This window comes from Cohnella sp. (assembly GCF_041640265.1).
Classification (GTDB): Bacteria; Bacillota; Bacilli; order Paenibacillales; family Paenibacillaceae; genus Cohnella.
Map to the genome: position 1 here is coordinate 15,470 of NZ_JBEQAP010000008.1, position 22,811 is coordinate 38,280.

A 22,811-nucleotide genomic window follows, 5' to 3' on the forward strand; every position below is an offset into this window, starting at 1 on the left:
TCTCCTTATTAACAATTAATGTTGTGAAAATTTGACCTTACTTTCCCTTGGCGGTGAAAAGAGAATTCAGCTGCTCCAGCATATTACCCCCGTTTGTCAAGGAGATATTCCCAATCTTATCACAAATCTTCTCTAAGAATTCAAGCTCCTTCAACCGATACAGCGTCTCGTTCTCGTCAAGCAGCTTCGCGGTGTTAAGCAAGCTGCGAGTAGAAGCCGTTTCCTCCCGGCGAGTAATCAGGTTGGCCTGAGCTTGCTTTTCCGCAATCAGGACGGTGTTCAGAATCTCCTTCACATCACCTGGCAGAATGATATCCTTCACCCCGGCAGATAGGAAGTTCACGCCAAGCTGGTTACTCTGACTGTTCAGCTTTCCGAGTACATATTGGCCGATTTCTTGCTTGGTGCGGAGCAGCTCATCCAGCTTCATTGTCCCTACATATTCACGCAGCACGAGCTGCAGCATGACGTACACTTGGTCCTCGAAGGATTTGATCTCCAGCACCTTCAACGGATCCGTAACTCGATATTGGCAGACGAAGTTCAAGCGTAGCGTTACCTTGTCCTCCGTCATCATTTCCTGTCCGGTCATATCCAGCTGGAGCTGTCTCAGATCCACGGTCTTCACCTGAGCGGATACAGGACCCTTCCAGAAATAATACTTGCCAGGCTTAAGTGCCTTCCTGTATACGTTGTCGATGAACAATAGGCCTGTCTCATAGCTTGCCACTTCATAAGCTTGCAGGTATGCGACATTCAACCGGATCAAGACAGACACATCAATCTCTGGCGGGATTTCTGGGTTTCGCACATCCACCCGGATGAACTCGTGCTTCTTCCAGACGTTCCAGAATGCGTACTTGCCCGTAGGCAGGAGACGAGCAATTTTACCATCCTCGAAATGAAGCACATACTCGTAGTCCTTCACATCCACCACAGTTAGCTCTTTCAATAACTCCTCATCTTTCAGGAAAAGATTGATATCTCTATCCGGAACGGAGAAGGGTTTATTCACATTTTGCGTGATAACTTTGTAATCCGAGAAGGACCAGAACCGATAGGTTCCTGGCGCTAAGCACTTTATGTAATTGCCATCCTTGAATAGCAATGCTCTTTCATCTGAATGAATGATCGTTTTCATCGTTATGTCCTCATTTCGGTTTCTGTAATGGGTTGCCTTCCCTAGAATCCTCCTCACGAGTGCAAGCGGAAGTACGCTTAAGACGGGAAACAACTATGCTGCCGTTATGCTACCTGCGGATGGGTGCTGCCGATCCCCTTGCTTATCGGCAGGTCATCATCTTTGGTTGCATGCGGATGATGGTTATCTCCAGTCGGTATCTGCATACCGCAGGGCTTGGTTCGGGTGTGATTGACTTAAGGTTCAAGACAATCACTGAGGATTCTAGCTCCGGCAATTGGATTTTCTTTCGCTCGATTAACAGTCGAGTGCCTACCACGGCATCACTTGGAAGGTGATCAGAAGGAGTCGAACCTTCGTATATGGTGGGTCTAAGCCGCCCATCTGCTGCAGCATACCGGAAGCGAACGCTTCGGCACTGCGGGATCATTCCGAAATCCCCACGGTCGCAGGATGGTGCCGATCATAGACCCCATGAATTCTTATGGTTATTGACTCCAAGCCTCTTGTAAAGTAGAGCGGAACAGTAGATCCAATTGGCGATCCAGCTGATGATTCTGACCCTTCATGGATGTAGCCGATTGTTCGTAATAAGCCAGCTTCTCTTCCAAGTATTCGTTAATCGGGTTTAACTTCGGCTCGTAATCGAGCTCTTCACCCGACTTCTTCCGAGCTAGAAGGCACTCCACGATCTGCTTTAGCTCGCTTCCATCCGGAATAAATTCATTTACCAGAACTTCAAATTCAACCGGAGGCATTGTCTCATATTTCTCGATCCACTCACATGCCAGCACCGGCCGCAGCACGTAGAAATACTTCTTGATCCTTACCCGCTCCCCTTGCAAGTACATGCGATAATTCCCTTTGGCCATATTGAGATAATGGTACATACAGGATTTAGGCGAGAAGGTCAGCGGTGATACACTGCGAATTTGCTCAATGGCTGTGTGTTTTTCCAAATACCCTAGCGGGGAGTGCAGCCATTCCAATAAAGGTGGATTGGACTTGCGGAACAGGTTCAACGCTTTTCTCAGATCCCATCCGTTGATATCCAGCAAGTCGCTGATCGGTCTCTCTATAACATCCCGCTTCTCGTAAATCGTTAAATACCATTCTGGTTTGCGAATATAGATGAAGCGCACATCGTAATCGCTGTCTTGAGAGGGAAACCCCCATGCCCGACTACCGGATTCGCAAGCGTATAGGATTTGAACCGCTTCTTCATGTTCAATATTGTTCAGTTCATTAAGTATAGTTGTATGGATATCAGACATGGTGAAGCCTCCTTATTCAACAGCCTCGTTGGCGCGTCGCTTTTCTTGTTCTCATCTTCGCTTATTAGAGGAACGACGAACAGGGTGAAAGTATGACGACTTAGAAAAACATTCCCATTTTCCCCACTTCTTTTCCTTGATACAATAGACTGATAGACATTTAATGAGGAAGCAAGAACGGAACATGGTTTGGAGGGGTAGAGCAAATGGCTAGAGAAAGCTTCGACAAAGAGATTCAGTTTCTACGCATGCTGGTGCTGTCCGGCGGTGCCTATAACCGCAAGCAATTTGCCCAGCGTCTAGGAATCTCCGTCCATACGTTCGATAAGACGCTCCGATATTTGAAGGAGATCCTGAACTCCACGGCTAACCGGCTTCCAGAGGGTCAAGAGAAAGCTCTCGAAGAGGCTCTTCAGCATAATTACTACGAGTCTGCAGACCCATTGCTGCTGTTTCTTTTCCGAGGTAAATCCTTGAAGGAATCTGAAAGCTATCGACTCTCCCTACTTCTGACTGTACTGCAAAAGCAGACATTAACCGCTATGGAGCTCATCGATGTGTGCTGCAGCAGCCTGCCGTCCGATCAACCCCTGCCCGACGAGAAAACGATCCGCAGCGATCTGAAGTATTTGGAGGAAGTCGGGGTCATTCGCAAAGAGCCGGGTAATCGCCCCTACCGCTACACGGTTCATAATGCTTGGATTGAACAGTTATCCGATGAAGAGCTCATAGACTTATACGACTTTGTTGATGTCATGGCCAATACGCAGGTACCTTCCGTTCAAGGCTATTTGCTTCGGGACAATCTGAAGCGTTCATTAATGCAACGCGGTATGGATTTAAGCAGGATGGAGCCTTTCTTATATAAGTACCACTACCACTCTCGAATTCTCGATGAAGCTCATTTATATACCGTGTTTAATGCGGTTAAGCAGCGCCGGAGGCTGCGCTTTCTGTACTTATCCCCTAAGAAACGAAAGGGTTATGCCTCCAAAAATACGAACCCCCTGTTCGAACGTGAGACTAACGGCATATTGTTGACAGTTCTGCCGCTTCGGGTCGTCTATGATCATCAATATGGACGATGGTACCTAATCGGCTATAATTCCCGGCAGGGTATGATGAAGTTCCGAATGGAAGGGCTAACGCAGATTGAAGAAGGCGATCCGGTACCCGAGGCGGAATTCGAACAGAAGCTAAGGAACGTAGAGGATAAACTGAAGTTTAGCTGGGTTACAGATACAGGTAATCTCGTGAAGGTAGTTGCGAGGTTTTATAACCCTGGTAAATGGCAAGCTAATTTTGTGCGGGAACGTGTGCTGCTTCAAGGACAGTGGGGAACGATTACAGAGGAAAACGACGAGTCGTTTGTCTACGAAATTAGTGTCAACGGAATGTCGGAGATTAAGCCGTGGCTGCGCAGCTTTGGCTCCAGCTGCGAGGTACTGGAGCCGATCCAGCTTAGACGAGAGTTTATCGCTGAATGGAAGGAGATTCATGTCTACTATGAACCTATTCGAGAAGATATTTAATTACCAGGTCATCTCCCGACTAGGAGAGACCGGTGCATTTGCCCTCACCTCTCAAGAGCGGAGCTGGCTGAGAATGATGCTGGAGCATCCCACGGCTGCCCATGCTTTTAGCATCGAAACCAAGGAGAAGCTGCAGCAAGTTCTGCAGTCTGAATCCGTAATGGATATTCAAGCTGTCATTATAGAAAAGGCCAAAAGCCGAGAACGTCAAGTGTACCATCCTCTCCTGCGGCAGCTGCGTCATATTATGATGCAGAGTGATAGTGTTCGCATAACCTACAGGGTGAAGAATAGCGGGGTAAAGGAGAATCAGTCAGGCTTCCCCTACAAGCTGGAGTATTCGATGGTCAAGCGGGAATGGTACTTGCTGTGGTATAACACCCGCCATCATATGCTGATGTCTACTAAACTGCACAATATAATCTCCGTGGAAACAGTCGAAATTCCAATCGATCGGGCGGAGGCTTTGAAAGCCAAGCTCGCCGATCTCCTGGAATCGCGGAAAGAGCATGCGGTTATCGAAGTTGTTAGAGTTTATAACCCTGAGCTGTCGCGTATCCTCTACGCATTCGCATGCTTCGAGAAGCAAGTGAGCTACGACGAGCAATCCGATATCTATCGAATTCGAGTTACCTTCCTAGGCGATGAGAGCGAGTTTGTGTTGTCCAAGATCCGCTTTCTTGGAACTCGGGTGAAGATTGTAGAAAGCGGGAATTTACAGCGGCGCATGCGGGAATCCTCTAGCAAAGCTTTGGCTCGTTATGGAGTTGAGAGTTAAAACATACTTGTGTATATCTCTAAAGCGCCGGATCAAGCTCCAAAAAGTACCTCTCCCTTAATTAAGTCAACACTTCACCGAGCCAGTTCTTTTCTCGCCACGTCCTTTCGTAGAACAGCCCTTTCAACCTTTTATCTGAACCAAAATAGTAGGATCCTTCAATTTATGGTCTTCCGCAAGCAGAAGCACCTTCGAGATAATTTCCGCTGTTCGTGGATCCTCATCGACGAACGGCAGGAATATTCTCCCTCGATGCTGAGAGTGCACTGGGATAATATGAAGCGCTCCCGCAGCCATGCGGTGCACAACCCCGCTGCCGAGATGTACGGTGTACTCGCCCAACGAGCCTGCGATGTATGCGTGAGAGCCTTTAATCTCCACGTTGCCTAGCTTCAGGAGAGGGAGAAGCTCACGTACGAGTGCCGCACGCATTTCGACGGTCGACAAGCTTGCTTCCGGATCAACGCCGCCTACATGAGCAACGCTGACTACTAAATCGATGTCGCGCATGACCTCGGAGAATATAACAGCAGGGACTTCTGTCAGATGAATGGACTTGCCAGACCGACGGCTATAGAAAGTCACGGTCTGAATGGTCGGAGCCTCCACCTCGGCTGGCGAGAACCAATCCGCCAAAGCATACATCGTAGCGATGATATCCTGCTTATGGAATACCTTCTGCAAGCCTTCCTCATGGCTAACTGTCCATAGACGCGACTTAAACAAAGCAGCCGCTTTGCGAGGCTGAATCTGATGCCCCGCATATCTGCTAGAGGACATCCCCTCCAACTGTTCATCCTCATTCGGACGATAGAGCTCACGAAACACTTGCTTGAACGGCTGTACCACCTTCCGAGTAATCAAATCTCTCTGATATGCTGCCCAGTGTCCGCTCTGAAAGAGATGTACAGGGTGAGCAATCAGAATTTCTGCCTCTCTTGCCTGAGAGACGGTCTGCCCACCCGGAGCCTTGAATCCTCCTTGTTCGAAGTATCCCAGCGTATCGCCGGACTTGAATACGAGAGAGCCGATCAAGGGGGCGATCACTTTGTTCTCCTGCATGGAACGCAGCTCTTCGATGGTGAAGGGCTCCTCCATGACCATTGCCTTCTCTAATGCATCACGTGAACGTCGATACTGATCTCTTAATAGGTTCTGGTACCCCTTAAGCTGAAGCACAATTTCATTCTTCTTCAGCTTGTCCGGTATGCTTTTAACCGGTTTCCCGTCTTTGGCGACGTTCAAGGAGGCCTTGCCCCATTCATCTATGGATAGATTGATTTGCCACTGATCTATAGTCACAGGTTCAAGATGAGAAGCGATCTGTCTGAATTGGTCCGCCTCGACCTTCCAGCTCATACGGGTAACATCTGAGAATCCGGCATTACGAGCCAAATTATCCAGTGCCAGCCGGACGGCTTTGGACTCGCTGTCTCTTCTTTGCGCTCCGAATTGCTTGCTTTCTTTGGCGAACCTCTGTATTATCTCATAACGATGGATAAGAGCTTCACTCCTATTTTCCTGAGACAAGGGGATCAGTCCGTAGCAAAGTACGTGATTCTTGTTGCGCTTGGTCGACAATTCCCGTTCGATCTCCTCCACTTCAAGCCGCCCGAGCACGGCGTCGGAGAACAATTGCGCGCGTCTGTGGTTTGCCCCATCCGATATATACTTGGCGCTCTCGTAGACGAGCTTAAACCTTTCTTCCCCGATCATATTGTAGGCTTCTAGAAACCAGCTGATATCAAAGGCTCCTTCATTCAAATCTATCGGCGGGATTGGCGAATAGCGTGCAACCATCGTTTCCTTCTCATTCGAGAACATTTCGCTTACATGAGCGTGGAAATACCAGCAGACAGAAGACAATCCCGGCCAGCTCAAGTACTCTTCTATGATACTGACCCATTGCGGCGCATACATGGCCACATCGATCAGCCTTTTGTCGCTTATCTGTTGGGCTTGCAGCAGCTGTCTCAGCGTATTAGCGTCTTCTCCTTCTGCTGGGTGGCAGCTCTTGAGCAAATGGCTTATCATTTCCTTCTTCGTCGTTCCTGCCCATGAATACAAATAACCCCTGGCTAACGAATCCTTGCTGCCCAAGCTCAGCAGACACTGGACCATATACCGCATTCCTTCATAACTTTTGATCTGCTGAGCCAATCGGCTGACCGGTGTGTCACTATCCCCGCGCTTCAGCTCGATTCCAACAACGCGATGGATGACCTCTTCTACGAGCCGCTGCCCTTTCGGATAGGAAGGAAGCTCCCTCTTAACCTGATCGTAACCCATGGATCGAAGATGCGCGACACCCGCTGGTCTGCCCAAGATCTCCCGATACATTTCATTGGCTGTGATTACCCCTGACTCCAACGCCCGTGCGTAACCAAGTAAGTCGATAACCTCATTCGCTTCTCGTTCATTTATCCGGGCGAACCGATATAATTGAACGAAGCCAGCTTCAAAGCATTGATCGTTCGTCTGATAAGCTGCTTTCATCTTTTCTATCCAAAAGCGGATTTCATGCACGTTCACCATATCGGAAAATAGGATCTTATCGTTGTAATGATAGCTATAGTTGAAATCCGGAAGCTCCGCCTCTTGCTTATTAAGCAGCTTACTATGCTTCTCAAGTGCCGGCTTTAGGCTATCGTAAATCTCGAGCACCGCTTGGTTAATGTAGGCGAAGCTTTCCTCCGGATCGCACTCATCGAGCAGAACCTCAAGCAAATTCCGAAGCATTCTTCGATACTTTAAATCGTCTGCAAACCGTCCGAATTTATCAATCACGGATGGGTCGAACCACCGTTTAACCGTTGGAATGGGAAATTGCGTCAGGTACTTCTTCAAGGACAGGCCATAATCCTCGTATGCCTTGAAGTAATAGAGCAGCTCGAGAATTCGAGGTGCATCCAGCTTCTGTTCACGGGCCATTGTACGCCAAACCTCGGTAAGCGGATAATTATCGAGCGTCTCCCGAGCCCGAGCCGCCCCCCTGCCCTTATAAGATAGAGGAGCAAGCCCCCACTCCTGTGTACCCAGGACCCGCTTATTGCGACTGCCGTCGTATTGCTCTGTTTCATATTCGTAATCCTTATGCTGATCGATCAGACGGCTCCATTGCTCGAGTATATTTTCCAGCTGCGTCTGACTAGAGCTTAGGATACTCTCTAAGCCGTATGGTGAAGAAGAGGAGTCGCTTCCAAACAAACGGCTGATGAAGGATCGAGAAGGCAGCTTGGGCTCTGAAAGAACTAGTGACTGTTCTGGATCGTAAAGACCATAGCCATTATCCGGGCCGTATTGCTCCGTGTCCACCCCAATGATCTGATCGATCAGAATCTTCTCGCGGGCTGTCGATTCAAACATGGCTTTTACTAATGCTGCGCAATCCACGTAAAGCTCGGGCATATCCGCATCTCTAAGGTGCAACACGAGGTCCAGTCCGCCAAGGCGTTTGTCCTCTTTCTTATCCGTCAGCAGACGGCCGATGGATGCCCGAAATGGCTCATGCGTCTGCTTCAGCAACAAATAGATCGCGGCTTTACGAATATCTCCAGCCTTGAATTGCAGCAGCTCCTCAACCGCTATAAACTCCTCAGCAGTGAGCTCCAGCTTATCAACGACTACTTGTGCTGCTCTACGCACATCTGAGCTTTTGTCCCCAAGCAACAAAAACAGCATCCTGCGCTGCTTCTCGTTGACGGGCTCCATCAGTCCTAATCTGACGAGAGCGGCTCGTTTGTCTGGCTGCATTTTCTCCCGGTAATCAAGTAGAATGTCGTACATAGCTAAATCTCCGCACATATAGGCAACTGCAAGCATCCGTCCGCAAACACTATCCGTTGTCAACTGAACGTCAGAGAACAGACCATTGCTTTTAATGATTATTTCCTTTCCGGGAATCCGATCAAGAACATCGCGAAGCTGATTGAATAATCTCCAATCATCCGCCGAAGCTTGACGGCCGATGATCTGACTCGTCTCCTCATGCCTTAAATGATAGGTTTCTATCTGAGGATAGAGATTGGGGATCGCCCAAGCCGCTGCCTCGAGCTCCGGCTCGTCCATGAAACGAACCGCCGCTTCATGCTGGAATTCAGGAGCCTGACACTGGGTCAGGAACTGCAGCGCTACGACTTTACGGTAATTAGGGCCGGTTTGCGCAAGCGCGATGATTATTTCTTTGGTTCGCACCAATTCATTAAAGGCAGTAGACCATAACGCGATATATAGCAGCTGGCTGTCTTCACTTCCAAGATATTCATTGCGAGTATCTACGTTCATCAGGCAGTCATAAGCAGCAACCATACACTTCTTCACGACAGCAGGCTTCAGCGCTTCGATCGGCAAGCCCGTCCACACATCGAAAGCCCTCACAATGGAGGAGAACCTCCACAATTCCTTGTCTATGATAATTTTCAGGATATAAATGAAGCCTTCCCTGCTTGTCTCATCCATACTTTCAGCAATTGTCTGACGAAGACCTTCCTGCAGCTTGGCTGCTATGAGAAGCTCCCCAATGAGACGATGGGCTTCCGGCTCACGACTCATCAACATTCCCTTAATCATATTGCGCGTAAGAATCCCGTTACTGTTGTCACCGTAGATAACCTCTTGCAGCCGCGTTAACAATTGGGGATTACCTTGATCCAGCTCATAAGCTAGATAATCGTGAAGATAGGAGTAATTGGCAGCTTCAGAAAAGAGGATGTCAGGTTGCCATGTGAAGCCTTGAGCGACAAATTCAAGTGCTGCAAATAGACGGTTAATATTGTGGTTCAGATGTACGCTGCTATCTTCATTAGTGCGGTAAGAACGACGTAAATACCCTTGACTGAATGGATAATCCGTGGAGCGGTCCCAACTTTTTTTGAAAATCGCCGCATGATCCATACCCAGCAGAAACTCCAAAATCCGATATTCGTCCCCTGCAAAAATATCTTTAATATGTTTGGTTTCCGGACGCCACAGTAACTTTTCGATTTTTCTCGGTAGATCGTAGCTGCGATATGGATTTGTTGCTTCTTGCAGGATTAGTGCAGCGATGTTTCTCTGATTTTTGTTTAACTGGGAAGTTTCCTTGAGTAGCCGAGCATAATACTGCTCCTTCACTTGTTGCCGTTCCTTGGAAATCTCGTTCATAAATGAGTCCCCTCTCTACCACATTCGTCCTGCCAGCATCGTTAATCTGAGGAATAAAATACTATCGTCTTCGTTAATGCTGATTTCCTGCTGCCATTGCTCGATTTCTATATCATTAATGAATACTTTATACAAGCCATCCTGAAAGCTGAGACTCGCGTTCTCAAGTGCTTTATTAAGGTCCTGTTGGTTGGGATTATACCGCACATTAAAGCCGACCTTGCCATGGTCAGCCTTGTCTTGGATTTCTTGTTCCGATAACGCCGCAACCATAAGCTCATCCACAGTCCGGTTATTGTATTGTTCAACGTTAATGGTAACAATTTGCTCTATCAGCTCTTGCAGTGTTGCTGTCGACTGATAGAGCTGCAGGTGTTGCTCGCCGATGATTGGCTTCCTTTTGCCGATCTGCTTAACCATAACGCGAATTCTCATGGTAACCCCCTGGGAGTGTGATCTCTCTATATTGTCATATACAAAACAAGAAGATACAAGAAAATTTCCCTTAAAATATCTGCCCCCATCTCGAGTCGCTGACACGAAATGATATACCAAATATCCCAACTTCAACGGATGAGGTGAGCATTATATGGAAAACCACAATAAGAAACCCGACCTAAGGAGTCGGGTTTCTTATTGTGGTGGAGACGAGAAAGTCTTGAAACTTACACCTGATCCTCCTCCGAGCTCGATTCGGCCTTTTGCGTATAGGTTAAACTCTTCATAATAACCATGCAATCAAGCAGCTGCTTATGGTTCCCTTCTTCCACATTTCCTCCGTCACGCATGACAAGGATTCGATTGGCCTGCATAACGGAGGACAGCCGATGCGCAATGACCAAGGTCGTTCTTATCTGGGAAACCACATGGAGGGCACCCGGGCATCGATAGTCGTAGAAACTTACAGCTACAGCATCCAAACTGCGCATCCGGGCACCGATAGTCGTAGAAACTAATGCTACAGTATCCAAATGGCGCAATTCGAGGTTCTGAACCTACAGCTACCTTGGGCGACGATTTGGTGGTCGATTCGGGGGTTTAGGTTCAAATTCGAGGCTATCGATTAATTGTGGACAGTTTTAACGTGAACGTACACATGCAGAGAATGTATATGATTTTTCGCATACATTTACAGAATCCGGGCTCAAATCACATTTTTTGTATGAAATTTCGTATAGAATCGACTGATTCGATGTGTGTGTCGCTCATTTTGTATGATTTTTCGCATACATTTTGTGGTCTCCCGCAGATTTCCGAAGTTATGAACTGTTAATCGACAGTCTCGATTCTGAACCTAAAGCTATTTTGTGACGGATTTAGGTTAGTCGGGAGGGTGGCTGCATATAGGCGGTTGGGTTGTGACTAGGTAGTCAATTGGGGTTTAGGTTTACAGGGTCAGTTATCCGTTTAAGGAAAGCAGCCAGTCTGCATAACAGGAATCGCAAAGAATTTTCAGCTGATCTTCGAGTCCTTCTTCGTTATACAGGGTTATCGTTTTCGCGTTATCCGATTCTTTGTCGCAATAATGGCAGGTATATGGCATCACCGGCATCACTAAATTCACCTCTTCGCATTTGGCATTGCCTTATCGTTGCCGGGGTCCTCGAACTTTATACGATCAGGTGCAAAATAATAAACAGCCATCACAGGGAAATCCCTGTAACAGCTGCAATCTTTACCTATGGAAAGGGGAAATGATTAACCTCTATAATGCTCAAGCTCGGCACGAACCTCAGTCGGCGTATCCAGTTCGAGCAGCTTTGCGGTTAACTGCTCGCAATCGCTGCGGTCGAGTTCCCTGACGATCTGCTTGATTCGCTGGATCGCCGAAGGGGACATGCTCCATTCGTGCAGACCGAGTCCGACGAGCAGCGGGGCAGCCAGCGGGTCCCCCGCCATGCTTCCGCACATGCCGGTCCACTTTCCATGCTTGTTCGAGGCGTCGATAACCGTCTTAATGAGATGAATGACCGCAGGATGGAAGTAATCGTACAAATACGCAACCTTCTCGTTCATTCGGTCCACGGCAATGGTATACTGCACCAAATCGTTAGTGCCTATACTGAAGAAATCAACCTCCCTGGCGAGGCGATCCGCCATAAGCGCAGCTGAAGGAATCTCAATCATAATGCCTATCTCCATCGATTCACCAACGGTTGCGCCTTCGCCAACTAATTGCCGCCGAGCTTCCTCATACAACGCTTTGGCTTGGCGCCACTCTTCCATCCCGGAAATCATCGGAAACATAATCTTCACGTTTCCATATGCGCCGGCACGGATAATTGCCCGCAGTTGGGTGAGAAACAATTCCTTGCGATCGAGACATAGCCGAATCGCACGATAGCCCAGAAAGGGATTCATTTCCTCCGGCAGATCCAGATACGGCAGCTCTTTATCTCCGCCGATATCCAATGTACGGATAACGACAGGGCGTCCCTCCATAGCTTCCGCGGCTTGGCGATAGGCTTCGAACTGCATGTCCTCGGATGGCATTTGGGAGGCGCTCATGAACAGAAACTCCGTCCGGTACAAGCCGATAGCTTCCGCACCTCTATCTATCAGACCAATCGCTTCCTGGGGCGTTCCGATATTCGCCGCAATTTCCAAGGAGAAGCCATCCTTAGTTACTGCGGCAAGCTCCGAATAAGCCTTCAGGTTTTCCTGCTCTAGCTTCTCGGCAGCAAGCTTCATCGCGAATTGCTCTTTCGTCTTTGCCTCTGGATACAGCACACATTCACCTGTGGAGCCATTGATAATCAGCTCCTCGCCATGTGAAATCGTCTCTATTGCCGAGCCCATTCCGAGAATGGCCGCAATACCCAGCGAATTAGCAAGAATCGCCGTGTGAGAAGTTTTGCCTCCGATTCGCGTGACGAATCCGAGTACATATTGCTTGTCTAGCTGCACCGTATCCGAAGGTGTCAAATCGTCGGCCACAATAATGACTTCTTCCCGAATATCGTTCAGCCGCGCCCCCTGATGTCCGACAAGATGCGTCACCAGCCTGCTGCCGACATCGCGAATATCTGCCGCCCTCTCGCGCATATATTCGCTTGCCATGGCTTCGAAAAGCCCGGCAACCTGATTTACCGTACGGCGTACGGCGGTTTCAGCCGACAACTGCTCTTCCCGTATGAGCTTCTGCATCGGAGGATAGAAGGTGGGATCGTTCAAGAAGCTGATCTGCCCCTTCAAGATCATAGCCTTCTCTTCGCCCAAAGTCTGCTTTGCTCGCTCGATCAGTAAACCGAGCTCCTCGATACATTGCTCCTTGGCCTGCTCCAAGCGAGCCAGCTCCTGCTCAGGCAGCTCGCTCTTGCTCTCCTGAATATCCTCCAGCCTCAACGGCTTATAGACAAAAGCTTTCCCGATTCGGATTCCCTCAGAAACGCCTAGTCCTTGTAATCGCTGCTCCAGCATATCTGTTGCCACCCTCCGTTCCTCCTTGCTATACACCTACTACAAGACATTTTTACGCTTCTCCGAAGCCGTTCTCAACCATTTCGGACAGCTGCGCGACTGCTTCCATCTCATCCGAGCCATTCGCTTCAATCACAAAAACAGAACCCTTGTCCAGACCGAGTGTCATGAGGTTCAGGATGCTTTTGGCATCCGCCACAGTTGTGGTGCCTTCCGGCTTAATCAGAATCGTAGATTCGAACTGTGCCGCCTTCGCGGAAAATATCTGCGCAGGCCGGATATGAAATCCAGCTGCGTTCTGTATTGTTACCGTTCTGGAATACATATTTGTTCACTCCTTTTCTATTAGATCTTGGCAAGTAAGCTCTTCAGTTCTTCGGGCTGCTCAACCGCCATTAGCTGCTCGCGGAAATCAGAGTCAATCAGCTTGCGGGATAATGCAATCAAGATTTGCAGGTGCTCGTTGCCAGCGGCTGCTTCCGGCACAGCGATCATGAATACAACCTTAACCGGCTCGCCGTCGAGTGATTGCCAATCCGCCTGCGTCGACAGCTTGGCGAAAGCAAGCCCCGGCTTAACAACCCCAGGTGATTTGCCATGAGGGATTGCCACGCTGAATCCGATACCTGTCGAGCCTGTGCTCTCGCGAGTAAGTACGGCGTTCATATAAGCTTCCTTGTCCGTAACAGAGCCGGACGATACAAGACCATCGATCATATCGGAAATAATTGTATTCTTATCATTCGAAGCCAAAGGGATAAAAATCGATTGGTCATCGAGCAGGGAGTTAATATTCATTTTACGTTCCTCCTATTTAATCGGCTTTTGATCAATCGGCTTTTTCAGTAAGCTCAGCATAACCGCCGTTACAATTGTACCGGCCACGATCGCCAACGCATATAGCCCTACATGGCCAACCGCGTTTGGAATCGGGAGTACGAAGATCCCTCCATGCGGAGCGCGAAGAGTGGCTCCAACAGCCATCGACAATGCACCTGTTACAGCCGAGCCCACCATAATAGAAGGTATGACACGGAAGGGATCGCCTGCAGCAAACGGAATAGCGCCTTCTGTAATAAACGAGATGCCTAATACTGAAGCAGCCTTTCCTGCATCCCTCTCTTCCTTAGTGAACTTGTTTCTCGCCAGCAGTGTTGCAAGCCATAGGCCAAGAGGCGGCGTCATACCTGCAGCCATAACGGCTGCCATCGGACCAAACACATCGCTTGCAAGCAAGCCGACTGAGAAAGTATATGCAGCTTTATTCACAGGTCCGCCCATATCGAATGCCATCATCGCACCTAGAATCAGTCCGAGCAGAATGGCGTTCGTAGTTTCCAATGCAGTCAGCCAATTCGTAAGGCCATCCATCACCGCTTTAACCGGTTCCCCAATGACATAAATCATCAGCAGACCCGTAATCGCGGAAGCGATCAACGGAATGAGCAGAATCGGTTTCAGCCCTTCCAGCGTGCGAGGAAGCTTAATATATTTCTTCAATAAAAGTGCCGTATAACCTGCCAGGAAGCCCGCAAGAATACCGCCGAGGAAACCTGCGCCTGTTGACGATGCGAGCATCCCGCCAATCAGACCAGGTGCAAGACCTGGCTTCTCGGCAATAGAGAATGCAATAAACCCGGCAAGAACGGGAACCATTAAGGCAAACGCCGAACCTCCGCCGATTTGCATGAGTGCAGCAGCGAACGTGCCTTCTATCTTAAACGCTTCAATGCCGAATACGAATGACAGGGCAATAAGCAAGCCTCCAGCTACGACTAACGGAAGCATATGCGAAACGCCCGTCATCAGATGCTTGTACGGTCCGCTTCGGGCAGCGCTGCGCTCCGACTTTGATTTCTCGACCTGCTTCGCATAATCACCGGGAGCTGCCGCTTGCTTCGCTATAGCTTCATCCAGCAACCCAACGGGATTTTTAATCGCTTGGGCAACACCTACCTTTACCACGGGTTTGCCCGCAAAACGCGATTCGAGCACATCCGTATCTGCAGCGACAATAATAGCGTGCGCTTCGGCAATTTCCTGGTCGGTAAATTCGTTCTCAACGCCAATGGCGCCTCTGGTTTCCACTTTCAGCGGGATACCTTTTTCCTTAGCCGCTTTAATTAAAGACTCGGCTGCCATATACGTGTGAGCGACACCGGTTGGACAAGCGGTCACAGCAAGAATTTTTTTCATTGAGCATAACCTCCATTAATGGATTGAGAATCTTTGTTAATAATAAGTAAGAGTAACCAAATGTATCGATTGTTGAACCTCTTGCAGCGTACAAACCTGCGTTCCTGGCTTAGAGGCTGTAATCGTCCCTGCGGCAGAGGTCCACCTAGCCGTATCTTCAATGGATTTGCCATCCAGAAAGCTATAAACCATTGCAGCAACCATGGAATCGCCTGCGCCGACAGTACTAATAGGCGTAATGGGAAAAGGACTCGCCTTCACCGCCTCATGCTTGCTTACAAGAAGAGATCCTTCCGCTCCCATCGAGACAAGTACATATTCAATGCCACGATCGATTAACGTTCTGGATGCAGCAATCAAGCGTTCCGTACTGTCAAACTTATCTTCAAGGAGAGCTTCAAGCTCATGAATGTTTGGCTTAATGGCGAAGGGGATCGCCTCAATACCATGGGCCAGAGCCTCGCCATCCGCATCAAGAATCGTTCGAATACCTTGTTCCTTTGCATTCTCAATGAGAGTACGATAGTAATTGGAAGGTGTGCCGGGCGGAATACTGCCCCCCAGAACAATGATGGAAGCCTCGGCAGCATGAGATCTGAAAGCATTCTTGAACTGCTCCAGCAGCGCCTCGTTTACCATGAAGCCGGGCTCATTGAGCTCCGTAGTCCGTCTGGTCGATTCATCAACCATTTTCAAGTTAACTCTAGTTTCACCAGGGACTTCAAGCAAGGTTGAGCGAATGCCCAGCTCCTCTAGCTTGTCTTTAATGATCTTCCCTTGATAACCTGCCGCGAAGCCTAAGGCATTAACATTAACCTCGAAATGCCGCAGCACCTTGGCGACATTAATCCCTTTGCCTCCGGCGTCAGTTCGCTGTTCCTTAATGCGGTTCAAGCCGCCGTATTCAAACTGCTCGACGGTGACCGTTTTATCCAGCGCCGGATTAAGCGTTACGGTAATGACTGGAGCATCAGTCTTCATTGAGCAGCACCTCCTTGACCGGCTAAGGTCACGACAATTCCGGCTTCTTCGAAAGCTTGCACAGCTTCTGGAGAAATGAAATCGGTAATTAGTGTAGTGATATCTTCAGGATTGCCAAATCGGGAAAAGGATACCCATCCGAACTTGCTATGATCAGCGAGTAGAATAACTTGATTAGCCGAGTTAATCATTAGTTGCTTGGTTGCGGCTTCAATCAGATTGGGAGTCGTTAATCCCGCTTCCAAATCAAACCCGTTAGTTGCCAGGAAAAGTTTATCTACATGAACCGAAGCGATGGCGCGTTCCGCGAATGGCCCAACCATTGCAAGAGTCTCCGGGCGAAGGGTGCCTCCGGTAAGCAGCAGCTCAATATTCTTCTCATTCGCCAGCTCCTGCGCGACCATGACCGAGTTGGTAACGACTGTCAGTCTCTGAAAGTTTCTAATCAGCTTCGCCAGATAATAGGTCGTTGTACCGGAATCGAGCATAATCGAATCACCTTCGTGAATGAGTGACAGTGCTTCCCGAGCGATATCCATCTTCTGCTGCTGAAAGCGGTCTTCCTTCTCTACGAAGGAGGGCTCGCTGTTATCATCTGGCATAACCGCTACAGCACCGCCATGTGTCCGCCGCAGCAGCTCCTGCTCTTCAAGATCTCTCAGGTCTCTGCGCACTGTCGATTCCGACACCTGAAAGTGATTCGCTAGCTCCTGAACCGAAGCCCGCCCCTTCTCCCGGACATAGTCGGAAATCTGTCGTTTGCGTTCTTCTTCAAATAATATGGAAATCTTCCTCCTTACTTCAGAGCTTATATCAGCACATGCGCTCATTTATGACCGAAATAACATATTTTCTTCAATTATATGCTCATTTTCTCTGCTTTATGATTATATATGACCGTTTTAATCTTGTACAGCGCTTTCTTTATGGTTTTTTATGTATGACGAAGAGATTGGGAAATTAGAAATTCGGGGGATAGATGTGCAAGCGGTATGAGGAGAGAACATGACCCTTATGATTGTCGATTCGACCGAAAATTATTCGGAAAGTGCAGTTAGTGCTAAGCATTTTCCTAATAGGGTTGCTTCTGTTATTATTAGTTTGCCTACGACCAAGCTAGCGTGAGAATATTCATTATATAGAGGTGTTTTATGTCAGCATTGAAAATCGTCATTTTGTTTGTTTTAGGACTGATAATTGGAACTTCCTTAGTTTATCTTGATATCGAACTTAGCTTATTTACAGTGTTTATTATCATTTTTGTAATCTCTATGATTTTTTATTATAGCTACTATTTCTATATTATGTTTTTTACCAAGAACGTAAATGTAGTCGATAAATTTATTAATAAAAAAAATAAACATTCTTATTATTTATTGTTAATCGCAATAGTAGAAAAGAAATATGACGACGCGGAACGGTACATGAAGAAATTAGGCAGTGTTTATAATCAAACCAAGATAGCTATTCATGCATCTATACAGTTAGAAAAAAAGAACTTGGAAGAAGCAGAAGAAACCATACTAAAAATTAAGAATCATAATATTCGCAATCATAATCTTGCCTTACTTGCCTTGTTACAGGGGCGCTGGGAATTATTCAAAAAAAATAAGAATCAAGTAAAACATGCAGGTATGAAATATGCTCTTATGGCGGAAGCTGCTTTTATTCGGAAAGAATCAGTGGAAGCTGAAAAGTTTGGCGAGCTTGCCATATCTTCTTCGGCTGGGCTGCAAAAATGGCTGTTAGTTAAATCACTGGAACATCAGAGGAATACTAAGGACCGTCAATTCTTTTTTTAAAAATGAAATGATACAAGATTATATATGATAGACTCATCTTAAAGATAATTTATCTTTAGTGATCGTATATGGAGGATTTATTTCATGCGTAAATTTAATTTCGCCCGGCCTTTGCTGATCCTTGCTGTCGCCTTCCTGGTTAAATCCTTGACAACAACAGTATGTCTCCTGCTAGGAGCTTCGCAAGAGACAGCCGGTAACATTGCTTTCGTTGCCATGATGATTGCTGCTCTGCTTACTTTCATGAAGCTTAACAAGTCTAGAAAAAAACAGTAGCCTTAGTTTCGCGCAGATCAAGGACGGGTGTAAAATGAAGAGGCCGGGGAATTTCCCCGGCCTCTTCGCTATTGCCCTTACGACCCCGTATGCTCCCTACATTATCATACACTTACGCTTCGAACATCATTATAACCTGCACGATCCACCGCTTCTTGAAAACTTGCAACGATATTATCCAGCTCTACTTGCAAACTAGAGTACTTTTCTTCAAGTGTCCATGCAACTAGCTGGTGAAAGTGTGATGGGGTTTCAACTACCGTAATCAGGTACGTAACCGGAATTTCATCCACTGTAGTATTAATTGAAAATTGGATAGCAGAATTACCGTTAATCACCCTGTTATAAGGATCAATGACAAATTCCTTATTAGGCATTTCCGCTGTGAAATTTTCCTCGATAATTTTCTCGTAATCCGCAAGAGTTGTTTCCTTGTCAAAACCCTGTTTAGGTTCCGATAGTACAATAAAATATTTTTCTGCATACCTATTCGATATGGAAATATCCGCCTCTTGATGAAGATCTGAATCCTTGCTCCATCTAGACGGGACAGTAAGTTGGAACTGCTTGTCTTTGCTTAAATATATTTCACTCTTTTTACTATCTTCTATAAGCGAGGATATGCCTAACACAGCGGAAACGACCGACACGCAAGCAAGGAGAGAAAATACGACCGCCAGAATAATCGTTTTGCGTCTGCTAGTGGTATTTAGATCTCGAACCTTAACGACGTATGTTTTCGCCGCCATATCGCCAATCCGCTGCTTTTTCTTTGTAACCAATACAAATATTCCTGCGGGAAGCCCTCCCATTAATAGCGGATTCGTATCCACCACCCGTAATGCCGAACGTATTAACGACTTGACGAAGCCGGGCACCCCACCCGTCTCATTCACCGCTTGAATGCGAAGGACGAATTTCCCCAGCGTATATCCGGTCAAGCCTTCAAGCAGCAGATAGTAGGAAAAGAAGCCTATAACCCAACCTAACATCGCAAGCGCTAAATAATCGTCTCCCATATCCTCACTAACTGCAATCAATCCAATGAGACCCATTAAGATGATAGAATCAATAACCGTTGCAGCCCATCGCCTGAAGAAAATAGAAGGCCCATACGTCGAGGTTATCGAACCCATTGTCGTTGAAGGAGAATAATCTGCTGGATTCTGGTCTATGATGATGCACCTCTTCTAATAAGATTAACTTTTCCACCTGGAGAAGAACGAGCGTTTACAGGTGTTCTTTCTTTTCAGATCTATCAGCTCGTTAATGTGATACTTATCAAACTTATCTGTAAGTGCATCGTAGCCTTCATTTAACTTTAAGCTCATTTCCTCGTCGAAGAGCGGAACAAGGCAGTAGAAATGGACACTATGGGCATCGTCTATTTTCAAAGTATGGAAATCTTGGCTCACTCTAATAGGAGGAAGGAGAATAATACCATTCATTGTAGTTGCATTGGATAAAGGCTCAGCTGGATCTCCATTCGGAATGGTGTGACCTTCACCCAACCAGGAATGGTGTTCATGAGGTAATCTCGCCAGCATCTTCAGCCAGTAGACAGGCCAATAATTATCATGAACCTTGTATGCTTCGTCCGATATTGGCCAGTTGGGAGGCAAACAAACCATTAACTCCGCGTACCGATAATCCTCTCTTCCCTCCGGGGTATTCATAGGAAGAAAGCTCATTCCCGTTGTGAACAAGATGTTGTAGGGATGACGTTCTGTCGGTTTAATATGATGTACATCAACATGGATTAAATCGGAAATGACTTCGTGAAAAACAGAATCCACCGTTCCGTAGTATCTCTCCATATGCTCTTCGATTTTCTCGTTCCAGCCTTCATCACCGTATACTGGCGGCCTCCATCCCGCTTCTTTTTCTTCGTATCGATATATTGGAGAACCGGATTTGGTAAATTCTTTGGTCAAAATGAGTCATCTCCTCTATGGATAATAGTTTCTAATAATTTATCAATTTTGTCGAAAATTTGGTTTTAATGTGATTCTCCTTCTGTCTTCGCTAGTACGCGATTAATTACCTGCTTTTGCACAAAAAAACTACGACGGCACAATCATCGAACATAACTTTCTCGCTATTCTAGGTGAGCTATAGCGTGCTTTATGAAGTACACGAGCTATAGCGTGCTTTACGGAGTTCACCATTTACAGGCGCTCTCATTGTTGCTTTTTGCGACAATGATGGGACGTTTCTTGATTAGGCGCTCTCATTGTTGCTTTTTGCGACAATGGTGGGACGTTTCTTGATTAAGGCGCTCTCATTGTTGCTTTTTGCGACAATGATGGGACGTTTCTTGATTAGGCGCTCTCATTGTTGCTTTTTGCGACAATGGTGGGACGTTTCTTGATTAAGGCGCTCTCATTGTTGCTTTTTGCGACAATGGTGGGACGTTTCTTGATTAAGGCGCTCTCATTGTTGCTTTTTGCGACTATGGTGAGACGACTATTAGTTTCGTCCCGTACGAGGGTGATTGACATACAGTCCATTGTCTCTCAGCGAATATCAATACATCTTTCACAATTCTGATAGCAAATGGTTTTTCTCGCTTAAGATCGGCTACCAATAGGGAAATACTGTTAGAAGATTATGCCGTCGCAGAAAAAAAAGAGCCGTCCCACAGCTCATTAACGGCTGCAGAATCAGCTCTTCCTATCATTCTTCACATCATATGCGGCTTTGTTTCTACCTTTGCCTGTTTGCCCTCCAGCTCGGAATGATACCGTTCCGAACCGGTCCATACAGCCGCAACAACTCCCACGGCAGCCGCGGCGAGCAGAAACCAGAAGCCGTACTGCACGGCATCTCCAAACACTTCACGCAACACCGCTGTTGTCGCTGACGGAAGCCTCGAATCCGCGTTCAGCAATGCACGCGGATCAGCAAGCTCCTGAACACCGTCCGTCGACAGATTCAGTTTGTCCGCTTGTTCGGCAATCTTGGAAGCGAGTCTGTTGTTAATAATGGCAGACAAGACCGCCGTTCCGAACACACCGCCGACGGAACGCGTGAATCCGACCGTCGACGTCGCCACGCCTTTGAATCTCTCCTCCGCACTCATGCTGACGGCCAGTTGTCCGACCATCATCATAATGCCGATTCCCATGCCGATGAGAACCATAATAAGTCTCATCAGCCATACATTGACGTCCAGCGGCATAGCGATCATCGCTGCAAGCCCCGTTCCAGTCAATATCATGGATAGTAAAATATTCGAGCGCCAGCTCATTCTCTTAATAAGTAGGGTTCCGACTGATGCTCCCACCATTACCGCGAGCATTAATGGAGTTAGTGCATTGCCGGCATCGCCGACATCGCCGCCAAGGCTGCCCTGTACAAACAGCGGAATATACAAGAGTGCTCCGAACATCATGATCCCTTGTAGAAAGGTCGCTGCAAGCGTGCCGGAAATCACTTTGCTGCGCAGCAATGCCAGAGGGAGAATAGGTTCTTTGACCCTCGTCTCCACAATCAAGAATATAGCCAGTAAGGCGGCACCCAGCACAAGCAGTCCTACGATTTGCCAGGAAAACCAGGCATAATCGACACCACCCATTTTCAGCCCCAGCAGGATTGATAATGTAACGCCGGCAAGCAACAGAGCTCCCGCAACATCAATAGAGGGACGTTGTTCGCCAACCGTGGATTTCACTAACAGCTTGTTCGCTATCAAGAAAATAAAGAGACCGAGAGGCAGATTAATGTAAAAATTCCAGCGCCAGTCGAAATATTCCGTTATAAGCGCTCCTAACGACGGTCCTACGACCGATGAAAGCGCAAACACACTCAGATACAGCGTGTTATAAATCCCCATTCTTTCCCTCGGTGTAATCGAGACCACCAGTATAAACGTAACCGGCGTTAGAAACCCCGCCCCGATGCCTTGAATACCGCGAAACAATACGAGTTGCATCATACTGCCGGCCATGCCGCATAAGGCTGAGCCAGCAACGAACAACACTAAACCAAACAAGTAAAATTGTTTTCTCCCATAAATATCGGACAGTTTTCCCGCAATCGGCATGACCACCGTCGAAGCAAGCATGTATACAGTAAAAACCCAACTCATCTGGTCGAACCCGTTCAACTTGGCGACAATAGTCGGCAGTGCTATGGACACGATTGTTTGGTCAAGCTGCGTCAAAAAAATACTTAACAACAGCGCCGCCATTAACCAATTCAAACGGGATTTCGGCATTTTACCCGATTCCGTTTCCATGGTTCTATCACCTATTTTTCTGCTGCACT

Annotated in this window: 20 protein-coding genes; 5 read left to right on the plus strand and 15 right to left on the minus strand. The window is 47.4% G+C overall.

Features of this window, described 5'->3' with window-relative positions:
* Nucleotides 1-37: 37 nt before the first annotated feature.
* Nucleotides 38-1,147 carry a slipin family protein gene (locus tag ACESLK_RS08280; protein WP_373229004.1) on the minus strand — a complete coding sequence of 370 codons (1,110 nt, stop codon included), beginning with the start codon at nucleotides 1,145-1,147 and terminating at the stop codon, nucleotides 38-40.
* A gap of 53 nt (nucleotides 1,148-1,200) precedes the next feature.
* Between ACESLK_RS08280 and ACESLK_RS08285 the strand changes: the two genes are divergently transcribed.
* Entirely contained in the window at nucleotides 1,201-1,479 is a 279-nt protein-coding gene (locus tag ACESLK_RS08285) for a hypothetical protein (protein WP_373228775.1), read from the plus strand.
* A 150-nt stretch (nucleotides 1,480-1,629) separates the two neighbouring features.
* Here ACESLK_RS08285 and ACESLK_RS08290 read toward each other — a convergent pair whose 3' ends face one another.
* Nucleotides 1,630-2,415 (minus strand): nucleotidyltransferase domain-containing protein, encoded by a 786-nt coding sequence (locus ACESLK_RS08290; protein ID WP_373228777.1) that lies wholly within the window; start codon nucleotides 2,413-2,415, stop codon nucleotides 1,630-1,632.
* Between the two features lie 206 nt (nucleotides 2,416-2,621).
* Here ACESLK_RS08290 and ACESLK_RS08295 point away from each other — a divergent pair, with 206 nt between their 5' ends.
* Both ACESLK_RS08295 and ACESLK_RS08300 read left to right on the plus strand, forming a co-directional pair.
* Nucleotides 2,622-3,947, plus strand: a complete 1,326-nt coding sequence (locus ACESLK_RS08295; RefSeq protein WP_373228778.1) for a helix-turn-helix transcriptional regulator — start codon at nucleotides 2,622-2,624, stop codon at nucleotides 3,945-3,947.
* Nucleotides 3,913-4,725, plus strand: coding sequence for a WYL domain-containing protein (locus ACESLK_RS08300; RefSeq protein ID WP_373228779.1), 813 nt, complete (start codon nucleotides 3,913-3,915; stop codon nucleotides 4,723-4,725). The genes ACESLK_RS08295 and ACESLK_RS08300 overlap by 35 nt, the downstream gene beginning before the upstream one ends.
* Nucleotides 4,726-4,848: 123 nt before the next feature.
* Here the strand turns inward: ACESLK_RS08300 and ACESLK_RS08305 are convergent, their stop codons facing one another.
* The 10 genes from ACESLK_RS08305 to ACESLK_RS08350 form a co-directional block, all read right to left on the minus strand.
* Nucleotides 4,849-9,867, minus strand: coding sequence for a DUF4132 domain-containing protein (locus ACESLK_RS08305; protein ID WP_373228780.1), 5,019 nt, complete (start codon nucleotides 9,865-9,867; stop codon nucleotides 4,849-4,851).
* A gap of 15 nt (nucleotides 9,868-9,882) precedes the next feature.
* Entirely contained in the window at nucleotides 9,883-10,302 is a 420-nt protein-coding gene (locus tag ACESLK_RS08310; protein ID WP_373228782.1) for a hypothetical protein, read from the minus strand.
* A 230-nt stretch (nucleotides 10,303-10,532) separates the two neighbouring features.
* On the minus strand, nucleotides 10,533-10,796 hold the full coding sequence (locus ACESLK_RS08315) for a hypothetical protein (RefSeq protein WP_373228784.1): 264 nt from the start codon (nucleotides 10,794-10,796) through the stop codon (nucleotides 10,533-10,535).
* 470 nt (nucleotides 10,797-11,266) lie between these two features.
* Nucleotides 11,267-11,419, minus strand: a complete 153-nt coding sequence (locus tag ACESLK_RS08320) for a hypothetical protein (RefSeq protein WP_373228785.1) — start codon at nucleotides 11,417-11,419, stop codon at nucleotides 11,267-11,269.
* Between the two features lie 146 nt (nucleotides 11,420-11,565).
* Nucleotides 11,566-13,299: a phosphoenolpyruvate--protein phosphotransferase gene (gene ptsP, locus ACESLK_RS08325; protein ID WP_373228787.1), complete on the minus strand. Its 1,734-nt coding sequence runs from the start codon at nucleotides 13,297-13,299 to the stop codon at nucleotides 11,566-11,568.
* Nucleotides 13,300-13,339: 40 nt separating this feature from the next.
* Nucleotides 13,340-13,612 (minus strand): HPr family phosphocarrier protein, encoded by a 273-nt coding sequence (locus ACESLK_RS08330; RefSeq protein WP_373228788.1) that lies wholly within the window; start codon nucleotides 13,610-13,612, stop codon nucleotides 13,340-13,342.
* Between the two features lie 20 nt (nucleotides 13,613-13,632).
* A complete protein-coding gene (locus ACESLK_RS08335; RefSeq protein ID WP_373228790.1) occupies nucleotides 13,633-14,085 on the minus strand; it encodes a PTS sugar transporter subunit IIA in 453 nt (150 codons plus the stop codon).
* A 12-nt stretch (nucleotides 14,086-14,097) separates the two neighbouring features.
* The gene (locus tag ACESLK_RS08340) at nucleotides 14,098-15,483 is read right to left on the minus strand and encodes a fructose-specific PTS transporter subunit EIIC (protein ID WP_373228792.1); all 1,386 of its coding nucleotides are present in this window, start codon (nucleotides 15,481-15,483) and stop codon (nucleotides 14,098-14,100) included.
* Between the two features lie 36 nt (nucleotides 15,484-15,519).
* Nucleotides 15,520-16,464 (minus strand): 1-phosphofructokinase, encoded by a 945-nt coding sequence (gene pfkB, locus ACESLK_RS08345; protein ID WP_373228793.1) that lies wholly within the window; start codon nucleotides 16,462-16,464, stop codon nucleotides 15,520-15,522.
* Nucleotides 16,461-17,294, minus strand: a complete 834-nt coding sequence (locus ACESLK_RS08350) for a DeoR/GlpR family DNA-binding transcription regulator (protein WP_373228794.1) — start codon at nucleotides 17,292-17,294, stop codon at nucleotides 16,461-16,463. The genes pfkB and ACESLK_RS08350 overlap by 4 nt, the downstream gene beginning before the upstream one ends.
* Nucleotides 17,295-17,615: 321 nt before the next feature.
* Between ACESLK_RS08350 and ACESLK_RS08355 the strand changes: the two genes are divergently transcribed.
* Nucleotides 17,616-18,266 (plus strand): hypothetical protein, encoded by a 651-nt coding sequence (locus ACESLK_RS08355; RefSeq protein ID WP_373228795.1) that lies wholly within the window; start codon nucleotides 17,616-17,618, stop codon nucleotides 18,264-18,266.
* An 84-nt stretch (nucleotides 18,267-18,350) separates the two neighbouring features.
* Complete coding sequence (locus ACESLK_RS08360; RefSeq protein ID WP_373228796.1) at nucleotides 18,351-18,542, plus strand: hypothetical protein; 192 nt, start codon at nucleotides 18,351-18,353, stop codon at nucleotides 18,540-18,542.
* Between the two features lie 104 nt (nucleotides 18,543-18,646).
* Here the strand turns inward: ACESLK_RS08360 and ACESLK_RS08365 are convergent, their stop codons facing one another.
* From ACESLK_RS08365 to ACESLK_RS08375, 3 genes are all read right to left on the minus strand, one after another.
* A complete protein-coding gene (locus tag ACESLK_RS08365) occupies nucleotides 18,647-19,678 on the minus strand; it encodes an RDD family protein (RefSeq protein ID WP_373228797.1) in 1,032 nt (343 codons plus the stop codon).
* Between the two features lie 63 nt (nucleotides 19,679-19,741).
* Nucleotides 19,742-20,476 (minus strand): suppressor of fused domain protein, encoded by a 735-nt coding sequence (locus ACESLK_RS08370; protein ID WP_373228798.1) that lies wholly within the window; start codon nucleotides 20,474-20,476, stop codon nucleotides 19,742-19,744.
* A 749-nt stretch (nucleotides 20,477-21,225) separates the two neighbouring features.
* Nucleotides 21,226-22,782: a DHA2 family efflux MFS transporter permease subunit gene (locus ACESLK_RS08375; protein ID WP_373228799.1), complete on the minus strand. Its 1,557-nt coding sequence runs from the start codon at nucleotides 22,780-22,782 to the stop codon at nucleotides 21,226-21,228.
* Nucleotides 22,783-22,811: the final 29 nt, after the last annotated feature.